Here is an 18,193-nt window from a genome sequence, read left to right on the forward strand (position 1 = left end):
CGCGTCACCCCATGATGATTCGCCGGCTCCTCGACGTCGACATCCGCACGTCCACGGTCCTCGGCGTCGTCGGTGCCGGCGGTATCGGTCTCCTGCTGTCCGAGTCGATCCGCACGCTCGGTCTCGAGGTCGTCTGGGCGATCGTGATCGTCATCTTCGTCATTGTGTTCGCCATCGAAAGGTTGCCGGGATGGATACGTTCGAAACAGGTCTGACCCGTGCGGCCGTGTGGCGGGGCGATCGGATCGACATCGTCGAGATGCCGCTGCCCGCACCGGGGCGAGGAGAGATCGTCGTCAGAATCCGACTGGCGACGGTCTGCGGCAGTGATCTGCACACCGTCAGTGGGCGTAGACAGTCGCCGTGCCCGTCGGTCCTCGGGCACGAAGCGGTCGGCGAGGTCGTCGCAGTCGGCGCGGGCGCACCCGCGCGGGTGGGCGACCGGGTCGTGTGGTCGGTCACGGTCGCGTGCGGTGAATGCGACCGCTGCGGGCGCGGGATCACCGCCAAGTGCCGGCGAGTACGGAAAGTCGGTCACGAGTCCTTCGACAGTGACTGGACGTTGTCGGGAGGCTATGCCACACACATCGTGCTGCCTTCGGGTACCGCGGTGGTCAGGGTTCCGGAGCATCTCGGCGACGCGGTGGCCGCTCCGGCCGCCTGTGCGACGGCCACGGTCATGGCCGCGGTCGAGCGCGCCGGCGACATGTCGGGCCGCAGGGTGTTGATCGGGGGTGCCGGCATGCTGGGTACGACCGCCGCGGCGGTGTGCACCGACCGCGGGGCCCACGCGATGATCGTCGACCCCGACCGGGTCCGACTCGGACAAGCGGTCAGCTTCGGAGCTCTGCTCGACGACGGCGAGATGGTCGATGCAGTACTCGATTTCACCGGTGCCGCGTCGTTCATCCGGGAAAGCCTTCCGCGGCTGGCGATCTCCGGGGCGCTTGTTCTCGCCGGGTCCGTCGCCCCGGGGCCGTTGCTGGAAGTCGATCCGGAGCAGATCGTCCGACGCTGGTGGACGATCACCGGCATCCACAACTATGAGCCACGCCATCTGCGGGAGGCTGTCGCCTTTCTCGGCCGCACGGTGGACCGTCATCCTTGGTCGGAACTGGTGACCGATCCGCTACCACTCGAACAGATCGAGACCGCGGTGCGGTCGGCCCCCGGCCGCAAGCTACGCGTCGCCGTCGCGCCGTAGACCCCGAAACCGATGGGAAACGAGAGGATCTGAATCGATGCGCGTGATCATCGTCGGAGCCGGAATCACCGGAACCGCGCACGCCTGGATGGCCGTCGAACGAGGTCACGACGTCGTTCACCTCGACCGTGAGCTGGAGGCGCGGGGCGCGACGGTCCGCAACTTCGGTCTGGTGTGGGTGTCGGGCCGGTCGGCGCCCGAACTGGAGACACGCTGCGGTCGCGCGTGCTCTGGGAGGAGATCGGGGCACTGGTTCCGGCTGTCGGATTTCGCGCCAATGGGTCGATCACATTGCTGCGCAACGCTGCCGAAGTGGCAGTCGCAGAGGAGGTCGTCGCCCGCGAGGATGCGGACCGCCGCGGCTTCCACCTCCTCACGAGAGCCCAGGTCGCCGAGGTCAATCCCGCCCTTCAAGGCGAATACCTTGCCGGACTGCACTGTACGAGCGATGCCGCGGTCGAGTCACGACAGGCGATGCCGGCTCTCCGAGCGCATCTCGCGCGTTCGGGGCGGTATACATTCGTGCCGGGTGTGGAGGCTCGCGACATCTACGGGACCTCTGTGCGTGACGACGCCGGCACGGTTCACGGCGGTGACTGTGTCCTGTTGTGCCCCGGGGCAAATCACCGCGGTCTTCTGCACGAGGTGTTCGGCGAACTCCCGATCCGCCGGGTGCGGCTGCAGATGATGCAGACGTCCCCGCTCGGGCAGCGGCTGACGACCTCCATCGCCGACGGCGACAGTCTGCGTTACTATCCGGGGTTCGCCGGGACGGCGCTGGACGAACTGCGGCGAACCGAGCCGCAACGACCGATCGCAGCCGAGCAGGGCATGCAGTTGCTGTGTGTTCAGCGGCTCCACGGCGGGCTGACCATCGGGGACACCCATGAGTACGAGGAGCCGTTCGCGTTCGACATCGACGAGGACCCCTACGCGCATCTGGTGGCGGTGACGGAGGGCCTGCTGGGCAGGGCCCTACCGCAAATTCAACGACGCTGGGCCGGTGTCTACAGCCAGTGCACCGAACCCGACCGCATCGTGTGCCGGGAGTCGATCGCCGACGGAGTCTGGGCCGTCACCGGCCCCGGCGGGCGGGGGATGACGCTGGGGCCCGCCATCGCGGAAGAATCTGCGGGACTGATGGGCTGGTAGCGGCCTGGCGCCGCGGTGAGCGGCGCCAGGCGCAACCTTCGATCAGGAGCAGAGACCCTCGTCCTGCGCGGCCTTGGCGACCGCGGCCGCGACCGCCGGTGCGACCCGGTCGTCGAGCGGGCTGGGCACGATGCGATCGGCGCGCAGGTCTTCGGCGGCGACCGAGAAGATCGCTTCTGCCGCAGCGATCTTCATGCCCTCACTGATCCGGCGGGCGCCGGCGTCGAGTGCGCCCTTGAAGACGCCCGGGAAGGCGAGCACGTTGTTGATCTGATTCGGGAAGTCACTGCGTCCGGTCGCGACGACGGCCGCGTACTTGGCGGCGGCCTCGGGGTGGATCTCGGGATCGGGGTTCGACAGTGCGAACACGATCGCGTCGTCGTTCATCGACGCGATGATCTCCTCGGGGATGAGGCCGGCCGAGACGCCGATGAAGACGTCCGCGCCCTCGAGGGCCTCCACGGCGCCGCCGGTCAGACCACGCGGGTTGGTGCGGCTCGCCAGATCGGCCTTCGACTCGTTCAGGCCGTCGCGTCCCTCCGAGACGATGCCCTTCGAGTCGAGCACGATGACGTCCGAGACGCCCACGGCCAGGAGGATGTTGGCACATGCGACGCCCGCGGCGCCGGCGCCGGAGATCACCACGCGCAGGCTGGTGATGTCGCGGCCGAGGTGCGTCGTCGCGCCCTTCAGGGCGGCGAGTACGACGATGGCGGTGCCGTGCTGGTCGTCGTGCATGACCGGGCAGTCGAGGGCCTCGATCACGCGGCGCTCGATCTCGAAGCAGCGTGGCGCCGAGATGTCCTCGAGGTTGACCGCGCCGAAGCTCGGACGCAGACGGATCAGGGTCTCGACGATCTCGTCGGGATCCTTGGTGTCGAGGACGATCGGGATCGAGTTCAGCCCGGCGAAGCTACGGAACAGTGCGGACTTGCCCTCCATGACCGGCAGCGACGCACGCGGGCCGATGTCACCGAGACCGAGCACAGCCGATCCGTCGCTCACCACGGCCACCAGACGGTCGGTCCAGGTGTACTTGTTCACCAGGGTGGCGTCGGTGTCGATCGCGCGTGACACCTGGGCGACGCCCGGGGTGTAGGCGATCGACAGGTCGCGCTGAGTGTCGATCGGCGAGCGCAACTCGACGGACAGCTTGCCGCCGGCGTGCGCCAAGAAGATCTCGTCATCGGTGATCGGCAGATCGGCAATGGCCGGTTCGGTGATCGGGGTGTCGCCCATACGTGTGTCCCCCATACGTGTCTCCTCCGTGCTCGTCACGGTCGGGTCCTCCTGAATGCCGCGAAACGCGGGTTGCATCGTCTCGCCGGCCACGTTGCCCGCGAGCTGTCGAGATCCGCATCGACGCGAGCGGGTGGCTCAGCGGACGCGATCAGGGCTCGTGAGCGAGGGTGACGCTCGTTACGGCCGCATCAAGTGTCTCACCGATGAGGACCGTCATGGAAGTCGGGTCTGCCCTGGTGACGGCGCCATCAGGCATTGGTAAGGTACAACTTGTGTCTATGTCGCATGCCTCCGCGGAATCCGCTGCTGAGCGGGTATATGCCGAGGTCAAAGAGCAAATTCTCACAAACGAGATCGCTGGCGGTGAGCTGATCAGCGAGGGTGAGATCGCTTCGAGGTGCTCCGTGAGCCGCACTCCCGTGCGTGAGGCATTCCTGCGGCTCGAGACCGAGGGGTGGATGCGGCTCTACCCGAAGCGAGGAGCGCTCGTGGTACCGATCGGAGACCGCGAGAAGCGCGACGTCGTCGACGCCCGACGTCTCCTCGAAGGTCACGCGGTCCGCGCGGTCACCTCCCGGCCCGCCGCCGCGGCCGAGCTGGCCGCGCGACTGCGAGCCAACCTCGAGGCGCACCGGCGAGCCGACACGACCGACGTCGCCGAGTTCTCGCGGCTCGACGCCGAGTTCCACCAGCTGATCGCCGCTGCCGGCGACAACCCGCTCCTCGCCGACTTCTACACGACGCTGGGCGAGCGGCATCGCCGCATGACGATCGCCTCGGTGCACCGCGACGCCGGGGTGGCCGCCCGCATCATCACCGACCACCTCGGCCTCCTCGGCGCCATCGAGTCCGCCGACGCCGACCGTTTCGAACACCTCTTGGCGGGGCACCTCGCCGGTGTCCATGACCTCCCGGGAGAACCCGCATGACCGACAACCGCCGCCGCTTCGGATGGCCCGCGGTCTCGCTGGCCGTCTTCGCGACCGCGTGGGGCGGTAACGAGTTCACCCCGCTGCTCGTCATGTACCGCCAGATCAGCGGTCTTTCGCCGGTCGTCGTCGACGCCCTGCTGTTCGCATATGTCTTCGGCATCGTCCCCGCACTGCTGATCGGCGGACCGCTGTCGGATCGGTTCGGACGTCGTCCCCTGATGCTGCCGGCGCCGGTGTTCGCGGCGCTGGGCTCGGTGTTGCTGGCCGCGGGGTCGCAGTCGGTGGAGTTGCTGACCGTGGGACGCATCTGCAGCGGCGTCGCGCTCGGTCTGTCGATGGCGGTCGGCGGCAGCTGGATCAAGGAACTGTCCGACCGCGACGGTGCGCGAGCCGGGATCGGCGCCGGACGTGCGGCGATGAGCCTGACCGCCGGCTTCGGAATCGGCGCGGGTGTCGCCGGCGTGCTCGCCCAGTGGGGCCCGTGGCCGCACGTGCTGCCGTACCTGGTGAACATCGCCGTCGCGGTGTGCGCGGGAGCTCTTCTGACTGTCGTCCCCGAGACGCGTTTCCCCAGCCTGTCGCCCGGCCGCCTGCGCGACGACCTGCGTATCCCGGCCGCCGGTCACCGACGGTTCATGTTCGTGGTCCTGCCGGTCGCGCCGTGGGTCTTCGGTGCCGCCGCGACGGCGTACGCGATCATCCCGGCGCTCATGTCGGCACGGACCTCCGGGGCGCCGATCGCCTTCGCCGCCCTGTGCTGCGTCCTCGGACTCGGCGCCGGGTTCGGCATCCAGTCGGTGGGTCGGCGCATCGATGTGCCGGGCAGTTCGCGCGGCGTGGTCGTCGCGCTCACGACCCTCGTCGCGGGCATGCTCGTCGCCGCCGTGGCGGCACACGTGCTGACCGTGTGGCTGTCACTGGTCGCCGCAACCCTGCTCGGCTGCGGCTACGGGATGGCCCTGATCGCCGGCCTGCTCGAGGTGCAGCGCATCGCCGGTCCGGACGACCTCGCCGGTCTGACCGCGGTGTTCTACAGCGTGACCTACCTCGGCTTCGCCGTCCCCGCGGTCCTGGCCTGGATCACCGGGACCTGGACGTCGATCACCTACACGGAGATGTTCGTGTTCGGTGCGGTCGCAGCCCTGGTCTGCCTCGCCGTCGCGGCGTCCGGGCACTCGAAGCATCGCCCGGAGGTCCTCCCGGTGTCCGACGGGCAACCGATGCCCGACGAGAGCGTCGTCACCGGACAGTCGCACTGATACGGCGCCGGGTACCCTGCTGAGTGTTTGGTCGGGGCCCGGCAGGGAGTGGAAACGGGTCTCAACCGCGGGGTGACAGGCGAGTGTGGAAAGGCGCGGGGTGATGGTGCTGGCTGCGTGGGTCGTGATCGTGTCCGCGCTCGTGCTGATCCTGCCTGGTGCATTCGTAGGACGCCGGATGAACCTGTCGTGGCCGGTGGCGCTCGCGGCGGGACCGGCCATCACGTTCGCGCTGGTCTCGATCCTCACCGTGCTGTACTCCGCGGTCGGCTTCGTGTGGAACCCGATCTCGGCGCTCGTGGGGCTGGTTCTCGCTCTCGCGGTGGCGTGGGCGTATTCCCGCCTGCTGCGCACCGGCGTCGCACGACGGTTTGTGCCGGTGCCTGCGGATACGAGCGAACCAGGAGTCGGGCGTACCGCGATGCTGCGCGTGGTCGCCGGTCTCGGTCTCGGCGGACTCATCATCGCGATCACCTGCATCCGGCCGGTGGCCAAGACCGCGTTCGCGGGACTCGACAACATCTCGCAGGTGTGGGACTCGTTGTGGCACGCCAGTTCTCTGCGGTGGATCCACGAGACCGGGATCGGTTCGGCCCTGCGCATGGGCGAGCTGATGAACTACGACACCCACGGGTTCAACTATTACCCGAACACGTGGCATGCCCTGGGCGCCTTGCTGTTCCCGTTGACCGGCGCGAATCCGGTCGAGTTGTACAACACGTATTCGCCTGCGGTACTGGCGGTCACGGTGCCGCTGGGTGTGGCGTCACTGGCCTACTGGTTCGCCCGACACCGCTACGACGTCGACACCTCCGCTCTCATCGCGGGTACCGCCGCCGCCGTCGCCGCGCTGTTCCCGTCACTGCCGTACGTCGAAGTGCAGCTGACGTCGGTGCCGAATGCGGTTGGCGTGAGTCTTGCTCCGGTCGCGGCGGTACTGGTTCTCAGCGTGGTCCGCGACCGGTCTCGTGTGCTACCGGCCGCCCTGGCGGTGGCCGGTGTGACGGCCACGCATCCCTCCGGTCTGATCCTCGTCGGTGTCATCGTGGGACTGTGGTGGCTGTGTGAGGGCCTCTGGCGACCGGCGGTGAGCCGTGTGGGTGATCTCGCGACCCTCGCGGTCACGGCCGTCCTCACGCTGATCCTGATCTTCCCGGTGGTCCTCGGCACGATCCGCGTCGCGGACACCAACGAACTCCCGTTCTTCGACTTCCGTGAAGAAGGGATCGGAATACTCGACGGCCTGGCGCAGGGTGCGTTCAACGGCACGATCCCGCTGAATCTCGATCACTTCCCGGTCTGGCCGCTGATCATCGTGACCGTCCTCGGCCTCGGGGTCCTGGCCTGGTTGCGGTGCTGGGCCGGACTCGCGGCGTGGCTGGTCTTCGCGCTCGTGACGGCGAACTCGGTGGTGTCACTCGGCCCGCTGTCCTACCCGCTCGGCGCCATCGGGGGCTACTTCTACAACTCGCCGCACCGACTCACCTTCGTGGTCGCCATCTTCTCGGCGGCGGCCGCAGGTGTCGCGATCGGCGTGTCCGTGGTCGCCCTCATCGGCGTCATCGGGCGGCGGTTCGGGCCGTCGGACGAGACCTCCACCACGGGCACGAACCGCGCCGGTTGGGTGGTCGCGACCACGTACGTGGTGTTGCTGGCCCTGATCGCCGGCGCCGCGGTGGTCCGCTACTCGCCGAACGCGCAGATCGCGTCGAAGGAACGGGGCGGCAAGTACATCGGCCCTGACGACCTCGCCGCCTACGCATGGCTCGCCTCGCAACCCGACGCCCAGGACGTGCTCGTCCTCAACAACCTCGACCAGGGCACCGGTTGGATGTACCCGGTCACCGGCGTCACCCCGATGTTCCCGTTCTACCGCGCCAACGAGTTCTCCGATCGGCAGCGCGACGTCTTCTGGGGTGTCGCGAAGATCGGCGCCGACCCCGCGATCGACCAGATCGTCCGGGACATGAACGTGCACTACGTGATCGACTCCCCGACGAGCTACTGGGAGTTCCAGCGCGGCCGGCCCGATCCCGAGAACGGCCACCAGGGCGACCCGTTCCTGGAACTGCGCGAGAACGGGGCCCCCGGTCTGACCGAGGTGTTCCGGCAGGGCGAGGCCGTCGTCTACCGCGTCAACGACCTGGTGTACCCGCCTGCGCCGGTGGAGGGTGTGCCGGCTGTGGGCGTCCCGCCGGCCGAGGCGCCGCCCGTCGGCTGACCCGGGACGAGGTCGTATGTGGTCCGGCGTCCTCGGCTTTGGTGCGAGGCCTGCTCGTCGCGCCGCCCTTCGCGAGCATCGGGCTTTCTGCTTCAGACCGGTATGACGTTGTGCCCGGATTCCGGGCACAACGTCATACCGATGCCATCTCAGGCGCGCGGGTATGCGGCGGCGAGCATTATCGAGGCGAGGGTGGCTTCGGCGTCGGAGGCGTTGCGTAGGTCGATGATCTGGCGCAGCTGAAGGCGCGACTGATCGCCGGACGCCTCGTCGGGCCCGTGGATCTCGGTGCGCACCTGTTCAAGGTGCTCGGCGAACCGTCGGGGTATGTCGGGTCGCCGGTTCACACGTTCGGGGTTGGGTGGTGCGCCGGGTTCGGCGTTGAGTTGCCAGGTGCAACGGCCTTCGTCGGGTCCTTCCCGCACCATGCGGGTGGTGTATTGGCCGGGCTGGTCGCCGACCATGCGGTTGTGTTTCGGGCATGCGGGTGCGAGGTCGGTGATGTCGGTGAGGCCACCGAGACCCCAGTCGAGTTGCGCGTGGTGCATTTCCACGTGTGCGGCGGATAGGTCGCAGTCGGGTGTGGAGCAGACCTCGCCGTCGGGTCGGGCGAAGGACACGAGTCGTTGTTCGCGGGTGGCCAGGCGTTTGCCGCGTCCGAAGTAGAGCGGGACGGCGGTGGCGTCTTTGAACACGGCCAGCCAGGGTTGGGCGTCGGCGGCCATGTCGATGAGGTCGGGGATGGGGATCAGCGTGCCGGTGGCGGTGGTGGCGAACCCGGCTTCGCGGATCAGATCGTTGAGGTCGGCTTTGACGATCACCTGTATCGGCAACCCGCGGTGACTCTTGCCGAGCAGGCCGTCCTCGAACACAGCCTTCAGCAAGGCGTCGAACGCGTCGTGGTTGCGCTGCGCATCGCTGCGATCATCACGTGCGGCAGCGGCTTCGACCATCTCGGGGTCGGCATTCTCGATCGACCCGTGCGGTGATTCGGGGTCGTCGGGGTTGTTCATGCCGGGTTTGGCCCAGACCGCGAGCAGCATGGTGATCCGCGCGAGGAGTTCGGGTGTGAGGTCGGCGGACATCTTGGCGGTGCCGTCGGCGCGTTGCCGGTTGACCGACAGTTTGCGACGGCGTTTGCGGTCGGTGTCGTCGGCGAGTGTTCCGTCGGGGTCGAGGTGGGCCAACAGGCGGGCGCCGAGGGCGGTGATGTCGGCGGGGGTGTGGTCGACGGCGATTTCGGCCATCTGTCGTTCGGCGGCGAGTTTCACGTCGTGGTCGACGGCGTGCGGGATCTGGTCGAGCACGTCGAGTACCGCCCGGATGTGGGAGGTGTTGATCTTGCCGTCGGCCAATGCCTCTGCCAGAGCGGGGCGTTCGGGTTCGAGTGGTTCGCCGGTCGGGCTGAGGTGGGTGGCGGTCGCGTGGCGTTGTTTGGTGCGGCGCATGGGGTCGGCCATGCGCAGGCGGTGGGTCATGAACTGGGTGATGCTGCGGTGCCCGGTTTTGTGGGGCAGGTCGCGGTCGGCGATCTCGACGATCTGCCGGTCGCCGGCGAAAGTGAGTCGGGCGATGGCGCGTTCGGTGTCGGCGGCGACGTCGACGAGCTCGGCATCGGAGCATTGTGTCAGGTCGACGGTCTGCAGTTCGGTGGTGATCCGGTGTAGTTCTTGCACGAGTTCGGAGGCGCGGGTCGACGGCACGACGTCGGAGTTCGAGATCTCGATCAAGACGGTCACCCCCCCCGATGCCGTTGTTACGAATGTATGTTCGAGCGTACGCCTGAATATCAAGGCGTGCAACGATTGTCGATGGAGTTCGTGTGCAAATCTTCTGTCGGTATGCACTGATATAGTGCTGACCCACGTCGGTCCGATGGACCACATCCCTCGGAGATCAGGGCCCGAGGCTGGCAACGGGGTTAGCGTCGAGTCATGCAGCCGTGGATGTGTGTCTTCTGCGCGAACGAGTACGCGCCCGACGCGGACCTTCCCGAGGTCTGTCCGATCTGCGACGACGACCGGCAGTGGATTCCGACAAGCGGACAACAGTGGACCCGACTCGACGAGGACGCCGACAATGCGCTCGACGTCGCCGAGGTCGAGCCGGGCCTCACCCGACTTTCGCTGAGGCCGTCGGTCGGCATCGGCCAGCAGGGATTCCTGGTGGCCACTTCGCAGGGAAACATCCTCTGGGAACCACCGGGTTTCGTCGGTCCCTCTCTCGTCGACCGGCTGGTGGAATGCGGCGGCGTCGCAGCCATCACGGCCAGTCATCCGCACCTCTACGGCGCCAGTGTGTCTCTCAGTCACCGGTTCGGTGGGGTGCCGGTCTACTACAACGATCTCGATCGTCGATGGCTGACCCGGCCGGATCCTGTCGTCGAGTTCTGGTCCGGCGACGCCGAGATCCTCAACGGGGTGCGAATCATCCAGTGCGGCGGGCATTTTCCGGGTAGCGCGGTCCTGCACCTGCCGGGTGCCGCCGACGGTCGGGGAGCGTTGCTGACCGGCGACACGATCAAAGGCGTCATGCAGCCGGGGATGGTGACCTTCATGCGCAGCTACCCGAACATGATCCCGTTGTCGCCCAGACTCGTTCGTCAGATCGCCGACCGGGTCACGGCACTACCCTTCGATCGACTGTACGACGCGTTCGGCGTCGTCGTCGACGAGAACGCACGCGAGGTCGTCGAGACGTCGGCCCGCCGCTACATCGGGTGGGCCACCGACGAGACCGTCGATCCCGACGATCCGTACGCCGATCGGTGACGGCTCAGGCGTCCGGATAGCCCGTCGGGTTTCCCGACTGCCAGCGCCAGGTGTCGGCGCACATGTCGTCGATCGTCTTGGTGGCGTGCCAGTTCAGGTCGGCGTTCGCGCGGGTGGGATCGGCGTACGACGCGGCGATGTCACCGGGCCGGCGCGGTGCGATCTCGTACGGAATCGGCTTGCCGCTCGCCTTTTCGAAAGCGTGCACGACTTCGAGGACCGAAACGCCTTGTCCGGTTCCGAGGTTCCACGTCGACATGCCGGTATGACCAGTGCTGATGCGGTCCAGTGCGGCGACGTGCCCGGCCGCGAGGTCGTCGACGTGGATGTAGTCGCGAACGCCGGTGCCGTCCGGGGTGTCGTAGTCGTCGCCGAAGACCGACAACTTCTCGCGCCGGCCGACGGCGACCTGCGCGACGAATGGCATCAGATTGTTCGGGATGCCCGACGGGTCCTCACCGATCTGACCGCTCGGGTGCGCACCCACCGGGTTGAAGTAGCGCAGCGCCGCGATCCGCCAGGCGTCGGAACTGGCCGCGACGTCGCGCAGCACCTGCTCGATCATCACCTTGGTCCAGCCGTACGGGTTGGTCGCCGACGTCGGGAGGTCCTCGGTCATCGGCAACTCGGGGTCGGCGCCGTAGACGGTCGCCGACGACGAGAAGACCAGCGTGTGCACGTTGTGGCGTTCCATCGCCCGCAACAGCGAGAACGTCGTGCCGAGGTTGTTCTGGTAGTAGTCCAGCGGCTTGGCCACCGACTCACCGACCGCCTTGTACCCGGCGAAGTGGATCACCGCGTCGACGTCCTCGTGGGCGAAGAAGTGCTCGGTCTTGTCCACGTCCGCGAGGTCGAAGGCGTGTACCGGGATGGAACGACCGCTCAAGGCCTCGAGCCGACCGACGACCGTGGGCTTGGCATTGCTGAAGTCGTCGACGATGACGACGTCATGTCCGGCGGAGACCAGCTGGATCACGGTGTGCGAGCCGATGTAGCCCGCGCCGCCGCTCACGAGTACGCGCATGTGAACACCGTAGGGGGCGGAACTGCGAGAACGCCAAACGACCGGCCGCGAACTAGCCCGTCACCCGCTCGGTGGCGGCGTATTTCTGTTCGACGGCGTCTTTGGCGGGTTGCCACCAGCTGGTGTTGTCGCGGTACCAGTCGATGGTGGCGGCCAGGCCGGCGCGGAAGTCGACGTAGTTGGGTTGCCAGCCGAGTTCGGTGCGCAGGCGGGTGGAGTCGATGGCGTAGCGGCGGTCGTGGCCGGGGCGGTCGGTGACGAAGTCGAAGGCATCCTTCGGCTGGCCGAGGAGTTCGAGGATGGTTTCCACGACGGTGCGGTTGTCGACCTCGCCGTCGGCGCCGATCAGATACGTTTCGCCGATCCGACCCTGGTCGATGATGGTCCACACCGCGTCGTTGTGGTCGTCGACGTGGATCCAGTCGCGCACGTTGCGGCCGTCGCCGTAGAGCTTGGGACGTACCCCGCAGAGCACGTTGGTGATCTGGCGGGGGATGAACTTCTCGATGTGCTGGTACGGGCCGTAGTTGTTGGAGCAGTTGGAGATGGTGGCGGCCACGCCGAAGGAGCGCACCCAGGCGCGCACGAGCAGGTCGGAGCCGGCTTTGGTCGCCGAGTACGGGCTCGAGGGGTTGTAGGCGGTGGCTTCGGTGAAGCGGGCCGGGTCGTCGAGGTCGAGGTCGCCGTAGACCTCGTCGGTGCTGATGTGGTGATAGCGCACCTGATGGGCGCGGACGGCTTCGAGCAGGGTGTAGGTGCCCACCAGGTTGGTGTGCACGAACGCCGAGGGGTCGGCCAGGGAGTTGTCGTTGTGGGATTCGGCGGCGAAGTGCACCACCAGATCGGCCTCGCCGACCAGGTGGTGGACCAGGGCGGCATCGGCGATGTCGCCCTCGATCAGCTCGACCCGGTCGGCGACCGAGGTCAGGGTCTCGGGGTTGGCGGCGTAGGTGAGTTTGTCCAGCACCCGGATCGAACACTCGGGGCGGGTGGCCAGCGTGCGCAGCACGAAGTTGGCGCCGATGAAACCGGCACCGCCGGTCACGAGAACACGCACGTCGATCCTTCCGCCTGAGGTATTCGTCGACGCAACTCTACCGAGATCGGCACCCCGACCCGAGGTGACGAGCTTGCCACGCGGATGGGGACCGGCCAGGGCCCCGGGTGTGCGCGCAGTGAGCCGGAGCGTCGGGCACTAGGCTGTGGCGCATGCGAGGGATCATTCTGGCCGGCGGTACGGGCTCGCGCCTGCACCCGATCACGCAGGGTGTGAGCAAACAGCTCGTCCCGGTCTACGACAAGCCGATGATCTACTACCCGCTCTCCACGCTGATGCTCGCCGGTATCCGCGACATCCTCGTCATCACCACCCCGCACGACGCGCCCGCCTTCCAGGGACTGCTCGGCAACGGCGACCAGTTCGGTATCAACCTCACCTACAAGACCCAACCCTCGCCCGACGGCCTCGCCCAGGCCTTCACCCTTGGCGCCGACCACATCGGCGACGAGTCGGTCGCACTCGTGCTCGGCGACAACATCTTCTACGGACCCGGTCTCGGCAGCCGGCTGCAGGGTTTCGAGAACGTCGACGGCGGAGCGGTCTTCGCCTACTGGGTGTCCAATCCGGAGGCCTACGGTGTCGTCGACTTCGACGCCGACGGGACCGCGATCTCGCTGGAAGAGAAGCCGGCACAACCGAAGTCGAACTTCGCGGTGCCCGGCCTGTACTTCTACGACAACGAGGTGGTCGAGATCGCCCGCAACCTGAAACCCAGCGCACGCGGCGAATACGAGATCACCGACATCAACGCCCACTACCTCGAACGCGGCAAACTGTCGGTGACGGTCCTGCCGCGTGGGACCGCCTGGCTCGACACCGGAACCTTCGACAGCCTCCTCGACGCCGGCAATTTCGTGCGCACGGTCGAACAACGCCAAGGCCTCAAGATCGCTGTGCCCGAAGAGATCGCGTGGCGTCGTGGATTGCTCGACGACGACGAGCTCCGTTCTCGCGCGGAGAAACTCCGCAAGTCCGGTTACGGTGACTACCTGCTCGAACTCCTGCAGCGGGGCAAGGGATTCTGAGGATACATCCGATGCGAAAGGCTCATCCATGAAGGTGCGACCGCTCACGATCGACGGCGCGTGGGAACTCACCCCGGTCCAGCACGGCGACGCACGGGGACTGTTCGCCGAGGCGTTCAAGGGGGACCTGCTGGCCGAGGTGATCGGGCACCGCTTCGACCTCGCGCAGGTCAATCTGTCGGTATCTGCCGCTGGTGTGCTGCGCGGTGTGCATTTCGCCGATGTTCCTCCGGGACAGGCGAAGTACGTCACCTGCGCGTCGGGTGCCATCCTCGACGTCATCGTCGACATCCGCGTCGGCTCCCCGACCTTCGGCACCTACGACACCGTCCTGCTCGACGACGTCGACCGTCGGGCGGTTTACCTGTCGGAAGGGCTAGGGCACGCGTTCTGCGCGCTGGCCGACAACTCGACCGTCACCTACCTCTGCTCCACCGGCTACAACCCGTCTGGCGAACACGGCATCAACCCACTCGACCCCGACCTCGCCATCGACTGGCCGACCACCGCGCGGGATGGTACGCCGCTGGAGTACGAACTCTCCGAGAAGGACACCGCCGCACCCGGATTGCACGAAGCCGCGGCGTCGGGACTGCTCCCGCGCCACGACGACGTGACCGCCTACCTGCGTTCGCTGGCGGACTGAGCGCCGCGGACTCGGGACGACCGCCCGCTCAGCCGGCGGTCGAGCGGCGGAATGCGGTGACCGCCCAGAAGTAGCCGACGATCAGGAACACCACGCACCAGCCGAGTGCCCACGGCCAGCGATCGCTGATGTCGAGTCCCATGAGCAGGCCGCGCAGCGTGTCGGCGATCGGGCTGAAGGGCTGATACTCGGCAAACTGCCGCACCCCGTTCGGCATGCTGTCGGTCGGCACGAGCCCGCTGCCCAGGTAGGGCAGGAACAGCAGCGGCAGGGGCATGTTGCTGGCGCTCTCCGGATTCGGTGCGACGACGCCCATGGCGACGGCGATCCACACCAGGCCGGCCGTCAGCAGGAGCAACAGGCCGCCCGCGAGCAGCCAGTCGAGAGCGTTTGCCTCCGAACGGAAACCGAGTGCAAAGGCGGCGGCGAGCAGGAACAGCACCGCGACGACACCCTGGATCAGGGCACCGACGAAGTGACCGGCGAGGATCGCCGTCGGCGGGGTGGCCAACGAGCGCAGACGATTGATGATGCCCTCGGTGACGTCCTGGTTGACCGAGACCGCCACCGCCACAGTGAGGAACGACGGCACGAAGAGCAGCAGCCCCGGCAGCAGGTAGTTGATGTACTTCCCGTCGAGCGGGCCGTCGGCGGCCAGTGCGCTCTCGATCGCCCCGCCGAAGAAGAAGGTCATCATCAGCAGGATGACGACGGGCATCGCGATCGTGGAGAACATCATCGTGGGGTATCGCCGGAGCCGAACGAGGTTGCGGCGAACCATGACCGAGGAATCGGAGAGCGTGAAGGCGAGGGTGGTGGACATCGGATCTCCTAGAGGGTGGCGGCCGACCGGCCGGTGATGGTGAGGAACACGTCGTCGAGATCCGGGGTGTGCACCGAGATGCCGGTGGCCTCGATGCCCGCGGCGTCGAGGGTCGACAGGACGTCGCGGATCGCTCCGATCCCGCCGCCGGAGGGAACAGCGAGGCTGTTCTCCTCCTGCCCGTCGACCGACGACGAGAACGCGCGGCGGGCGCGCTCGCGGTCGTCGGCGTCGGCGAAACCGATCCGGATGTGACCTCCGGGCACGAGCTGTTTGAGTTCGGCGGCGGTGCCCTCCGCGACGATCCGGCCGCGATCGAGGACGGCGATGCGGTCGGCGAGATGGTCGGCCTCTTCCAGGTACTGCGTGGTGAGGAAGATGGTCGTGCCCCGGGCGACGAGTCCGCGGACGGTCTCCCACACGGTCCGGCGAGAGCGGGGATCGAGGCCGGTCGTCGGTTCGTCGAGGAAGATGATCGACGGTTCGCCGACGAGGGTCATCGCGAGGTCGAGGCGGCGGGTCATCCCGCCGGAGTACTCGGCGACGCGGCGGTCGGCGGCGTCGACGAGGTCGAAGTCGGTGAGTAGCTTCTCCACTCGCTCGTGGGCCTGGTGTTTCGGCAGATGCCGGAGCCGGGCGACCATCGTGAGGTTCTCGCGTCCGGTGAGCAGCGTGTCGACGGCAGCGAACTGGCCGGTCAGACCGATCCGGGCGCAGATCGCATCGCGGTCGGAGGCGGGATCGAGTCCCGCGATCCGTATCTCGCCCGAGTCCGGCTGTGCGAGCGTGGACAGGATCTTGACCGTGGTGGTCTTTCCTGACCCGTTGGGGCCGAGTAGGGCGAACACGCTGCCGGCGGGCACCGAGATGTCGATACCGTCGAGAACCGTGTTGTCTCCGAAGGCCTTTCGAAGACCGGAGACACTGATGGCGGGTTGATCGGACATTGCTGTTCCTTTCCGTACGAATAAGGACATGCGCATATATGCATGTATTGATAGACGAGCGCCCGATGGGGCGTCGCCGGGATGTTCTGGGGGAGTGGTCGGTTACGGTGAGGCGTTACACGTCGAGGTCTTCGACGTCGGGTGCCAGTGCGGCCGCGGTGCGCTCGAAGAACCTCTCGGGCACGAGTTTTCGCAGTCCCTCGATGTCGTCGACGATCTCGACGGTGTAGTCGCCCCAGTCGGGGAGTTCGGCACTGAACAGGCTGCGGACGCTGGGGATGCCGGTGAGGTCCTTGAGCCAGTTGCCGGTCTTCTGCATGCGGGTCACGCCGTAGTTGTTCCAGTCCACGAAGTGGATCGACAGCACGATCTTGCCGGTGCGTCCCTCGTAGGCGGTGAGTTTGGTTGCGTTGCCGGTGTTCTCGTCGTACTCGGTCTCCTCGGCGAGGGGTCGACCGAAGAACCGTTTCCGACGCACGCCGTCGGGTCCGTCCCGGAGCACGATCTCGTCGTACCCGGCGTCGCGATAGTCCGCGGCCCGCACATACGCGCGGAGTGCCTCGACGACGGCGCCGGAGAGGTTACCGCCCGACACCTGCTGAGCGCGTTCGAGGACGGCGATGTCGTCGTCGGAGACGTAGATGGTCTTGTTGGGCATGAACCCACTATAAGTAGACGTATACGTAGACGCAAGGGGTGCGTCGAACTCGGATCTTCCGGCGACTTATGCCCGATCAGTCCTCGGGGGCCGCGTCCTGACCGGGCCTGTTCTGGTTCTCGGCGTTCTGCAGCGCGACGGCGCGCGCGAGCCGTGCGTACTTCACCTCGAGGTCGCGGAACCGCAGGTACGTCGACACCGTGGTGAACGCGAAGGCGATGACCAGCAGGAACAGCACGAGGTCGAGGCCGCGCTGGATGCCGATCTTGTTGGCGACCCAGGTGACGTCGTCCTGGCGCAGCATCGCGTAGAGGCCGAAACCCACGAACGCGACGAACAGGATCTTCACACCGGCCGACGATCGGGCGGTGCCGCGGTTGACGACGAAGAAGCCGACCAGTGCGAGCAGGCCGATGATCGCGAGGATCTGGAACCAGATCATCGACTCCTCACTTCCTCATCCGGGTGTGGAACAGGCCGTCGGCGACGATGTTGACCCCGTTGATCAGCGACTGTCCCTTCGCGCGTGAGTATTCGGTGTAGAGGATCGTGACCGGTTGCTCGGCAACCCGCCACTTGTGGTGATCGATGAGCGCGATGAACTCCGACGCGTGACTCATCCCGCTCATCAGGAGGTCGAGATCGTCCGCGACCCTCTTGTTGAAGACGCGAAGTCCGTTGTGCGCGTCGGACAATCCGAGCCGTCGCGTGCGGGGGCTCAGGAAGACGATGGTGCGCAACGCCATCCGGCGCAGCAGCGGGACCGACTCGCTGCGTCCCTCGGCGAACCGGGTGCCGACGATGATGTCGACCGGTTCGGTCCGCAGGCGGGCGACCATCGCCGACACGTCGTCGACCTGATGCTGTCCGTCGGCGTCGAAGGTGACGAAGAAGCGGGCGCCGGGCTGCTTGCGCGCGTATTCGACGCCGGTCTGGATGGCCGCTCCCTGCCCGAGGTTCACCGGGTGGCGCACGAGGTGGACGCCGGCGGCCCTGATCTCCTCGGCCGAGTTGTCCGACGAGCCGTCGTCGACGCAGACGATGTTGGGGAAGGTCTCGCGGGCCTTTGCCGCGACCTCCCGGATCACCTGCCCCTCGTTGAAGACGGGTACCACCAGCCAGACGTCGGCATTGGTGATGGGTTCGGCCATGGTGAACAACCCTAACCCGGCCGGTCGCGGTACTCCCATTCCGCGGCCTCGGAGAGGAACCGCCCGGCTCGGCCCGGC

The 18,193-nt window shown here is 67.2% G+C and carries 16 protein-coding genes and 2 pseudogenes; 9 read left to right on the top strand and 9 right to left on the bottom strand.

Annotation, left to right across the window (positions count from 1 at the left end):
* Positions 1-26: 26 nt before the first annotated feature.
* From GAA2_RS02135 to GAA2_RS02145, 3 genes and pseudogenes are all read left to right on the top strand, one after another.
* Positions 27-215: pseudogene (locus tag GAA2_RS02135) on the top strand (phosphonate ABC transporter, permease protein PhnE); the annotation flags it as partial.
* Positions 191-1,204, top strand: coding sequence for a zinc-binding dehydrogenase (locus GAA2_RS02140; protein WP_024499518.1), 1,014 nt, complete (start codon positions 191-193; stop codon positions 1,202-1,204). The pseudogene GAA2_RS02135 and the gene GAA2_RS02140, both read left to right, overlap by 25 nt.
* A 37-nt stretch (positions 1,205-1,241) precedes the next feature.
* Positions 1,242-2,356, top strand: a pseudogene (locus tag GAA2_RS02145) (TIGR03364 family FAD-dependent oxidoreductase).
* A 42-nt stretch (positions 2,357-2,398) separates the two neighbouring features.
* On the opposite strand, the gene GAA2_RS02150 reads toward GAA2_RS02145, so the two are convergent.
* Positions 2,399-3,595, bottom strand: coding sequence for an NADP-dependent malic enzyme (locus tag GAA2_RS02150; protein ID WP_051349647.1), 1,197 nt, complete (start codon positions 3,593-3,595; stop codon positions 2,399-2,401).
* Between the two features lie 281 nt (positions 3,596-3,876).
* On the opposite strand from GAA2_RS02150, the gene GAA2_RS02155 reads away from it, so the two are divergent.
* From GAA2_RS02155 to GAA2_RS02165, 3 genes are all read left to right on the top strand, one after another.
* A complete protein-coding gene (locus tag GAA2_RS02155; protein WP_024499516.1) occupies positions 3,877-4,527 on the top strand; it encodes a GntR family transcriptional regulator in 651 nt (216 codons plus the stop codon).
* On the top strand, positions 4,524-5,789 hold the full coding sequence (locus GAA2_RS02160) for an MFS transporter (protein WP_024499515.1): 1,266 nt from the start codon (positions 4,524-4,526) through the stop codon (positions 5,787-5,789). Before GAA2_RS02155 ends, GAA2_RS02160 begins: the two co-directional genes overlap by 4 nt.
* Positions 5,790-5,892: 103 nt before the next feature.
* Positions 5,893-8,010, top strand: a complete 2,118-nt coding sequence (locus tag GAA2_RS02165; protein ID WP_159405408.1) for a DUF6541 family protein — start codon at positions 5,893-5,895, stop codon at positions 8,008-8,010.
* Positions 8,011-8,159: 149 nt separating this feature from the next.
* Here GAA2_RS02165 and GAA2_RS02170 read toward each other — a convergent pair whose 3' ends face one another.
* Positions 8,160-9,713, bottom strand: coding sequence for a DUF222 domain-containing protein (locus GAA2_RS02170; RefSeq protein WP_407043633.1), 1,554 nt, complete (start codon positions 9,711-9,713; stop codon positions 8,160-8,162).
* Positions 9,714-9,944: 231 nt separating this feature from the next.
* Here GAA2_RS02170 and GAA2_RS02175 point away from each other — a divergent pair, with 231 nt between their 5' ends.
* The gene (locus GAA2_RS02175; protein WP_024500304.1) at positions 9,945-10,781 is read left to right on the top strand and encodes a hydrolase; all 837 of its coding nucleotides are present in this window, start codon (positions 9,945-9,947) and stop codon (positions 10,779-10,781) included.
* A 4-nt stretch (positions 10,782-10,785) separates the two neighbouring features.
* On the opposite strand, the gene galE is transcribed toward GAA2_RS02175, so the two are convergent.
* The gene (gene galE / locus GAA2_RS02180; RefSeq protein ID WP_024500303.1) at positions 10,786-11,805 is read right to left on the bottom strand and encodes a UDP-glucose 4-epimerase GalE; all 1,020 of its coding nucleotides are present in this window, start codon (positions 11,803-11,805) and stop codon (positions 10,786-10,788) included.
* Between the two features lie 52 nt (positions 11,806-11,857).
* Complete coding sequence (gene rfbB / locus GAA2_RS02185) at positions 11,858-12,862, bottom strand: dTDP-glucose 4,6-dehydratase (protein WP_024500302.1); 1,005 nt, start codon at positions 12,860-12,862, stop codon at positions 11,858-11,860.
* Between the two features lie 152 nt (positions 12,863-13,014).
* Here rfbB and rfbA point away from each other — a divergent pair, with 152 nt between their 5' ends.
* Both rfbA and GAA2_RS02195 read left to right on the top strand, forming a co-directional pair.
* A complete protein-coding gene (gene rfbA, locus GAA2_RS02190; protein ID WP_024500301.1) occupies positions 13,015-13,890 on the top strand; it encodes a glucose-1-phosphate thymidylyltransferase RfbA in 876 nt (291 codons plus the stop codon).
* A gap of 28 nt (positions 13,891-13,918) precedes the next feature.
* The gene (locus tag GAA2_RS02195) at positions 13,919-14,536 is read left to right on the top strand and encodes a dTDP-4-dehydrorhamnose 3,5-epimerase family protein (protein ID WP_024500300.1); all 618 of its coding nucleotides are present in this window, start codon (positions 13,919-13,921) and stop codon (positions 14,534-14,536) included.
* Positions 14,537-14,564: 28 nt separating this feature from the next.
* Here GAA2_RS02195 and GAA2_RS02200 read toward each other — a convergent pair whose 3' ends face one another.
* The 5 genes from GAA2_RS02200 to GAA2_RS02220 form a co-directional block, all read right to left on the bottom strand.
* On the bottom strand, positions 14,565-15,359 hold the full coding sequence (locus GAA2_RS02200; protein ID WP_024500299.1) for an ABC transporter permease: 795 nt from the start codon (positions 15,357-15,359) through the stop codon (positions 14,565-14,567).
* Between the two features lie 8 nt (positions 15,360-15,367).
* The gene (locus GAA2_RS02205; protein WP_024500298.1) at positions 15,368-16,306 is read right to left on the bottom strand and encodes an ABC transporter ATP-binding protein; all 939 of its coding nucleotides are present in this window, start codon (positions 16,304-16,306) and stop codon (positions 15,368-15,370) included.
* Positions 16,307-16,421: 115 nt separating this feature from the next.
* Positions 16,422-16,964 (bottom strand): EXLDI protein, encoded by a 543-nt coding sequence (locus tag GAA2_RS02210; protein WP_024500297.1) that lies wholly within the window; start codon positions 16,962-16,964, stop codon positions 16,422-16,424.
* Positions 16,965-17,040: 76 nt separating this feature from the next.
* On the bottom strand, positions 17,041-17,406 hold the full coding sequence (locus tag GAA2_RS02215; protein ID WP_024500296.1) for a DUF2304 domain-containing protein: 366 nt from the start codon (positions 17,404-17,406) through the stop codon (positions 17,041-17,043).
* A gap of 7 nt (positions 17,407-17,413) precedes the next feature.
* Positions 17,414-18,115, bottom strand: coding sequence for a glycosyltransferase family 2 protein (locus tag GAA2_RS02220; protein WP_024500295.1), 702 nt, complete (start codon positions 18,113-18,115; stop codon positions 17,414-17,416).
* Positions 18,116-18,193: the final 78 nt, after the last annotated feature.

Origin of the sequence: Gordonia ajococcus, assembly GCF_012974285.1 — a bacterium.
In the GTDB taxonomy this organism is placed as follows: Bacteria; Actinomycetota; Actinomycetes; order Mycobacteriales; family Mycobacteriaceae; genus Gordonia; species Gordonia amicalis.

Coding starts and splice junctions, on each gene's coding strand:
- GAA2_RS02140 (WP_024499518.1), top strand. CDS start 191: ATGGATACGTTCGAAACAGGTCTGACCCGTGCGGCCGTGTGGCGGGGC.
- GAA2_RS02215 (WP_024500296.1), bottom strand. CDS start 17,406: ATGATCTGGTTCCAGATCCTCGCGATCATCGGCCTGCTCGCACTGGTC.
- GAA2_RS02150 (WP_051349647.1), bottom strand. CDS start 3,595: ATGGGCGACACCCCGATCACCGAACCGGCCATTGCCGATCTGCCGATC.
- galE (WP_024500303.1), bottom strand. CDS start 11,805: ATGCGCGTACTCGTGAGCGGCGGCGCGGGCTACATCGGCTCGCACACC.
- GAA2_RS02160 (WP_024499515.1), top strand. CDS start 4,524: ATGACCGACAACCGCCGCCGCTTCGGATGGCCCGCGGTCTCGCTGGCC.
- GAA2_RS02220 (WP_024500295.1), bottom strand. CDS start 18,115: ATGGCCGAACCCATCACCAATGCCGACGTCTGGCTGGTGGTACCCGTC.
- GAA2_RS02205 (WP_024500298.1), bottom strand. CDS start 16,306: ATGTCCGATCAACCCGCCATCAGTGTCTCCGGTCTTCGAAAGGCCTTC.
- GAA2_RS02155 (WP_024499516.1), top strand. CDS start 3,877: ATGTCGCATGCCTCCGCGGAATCCGCTGCTGAGCGGGTATATGCCGAG.
- GAA2_RS02200 (WP_024500299.1), bottom strand. CDS start 15,359: ATGTCCACCACCCTCGCCTTCACGCTCTCCGATTCCTCGGTCATGGTT.
- rfbA (WP_024500301.1), top strand. CDS start 13,015: ATGCGAGGGATCATTCTGGCCGGCGGTACGGGCTCGCGCCTGCACCCG.
- GAA2_RS02195 (WP_024500300.1), top strand. CDS start 13,919: ATGAAGGTGCGACCGCTCACGATCGACGGCGCGTGGGAACTCACCCCG.
- GAA2_RS02210 (WP_024500297.1), bottom strand. CDS start 16,964: ATGCCCAACAAGACCATCTACGTCTCCGACGACGACATCGCCGTCCTC.
- GAA2_RS02165 (WP_159405408.1), top strand. CDS start 5,893: ATGGTGCTGGCTGCGTGGGTCGTGATCGTGTCCGCGCTCGTGCTGATC.
- GAA2_RS02175 (WP_024500304.1), top strand. CDS start 9,945: ATGCAGCCGTGGATGTGTGTCTTCTGCGCGAACGAGTACGCGCCCGAC.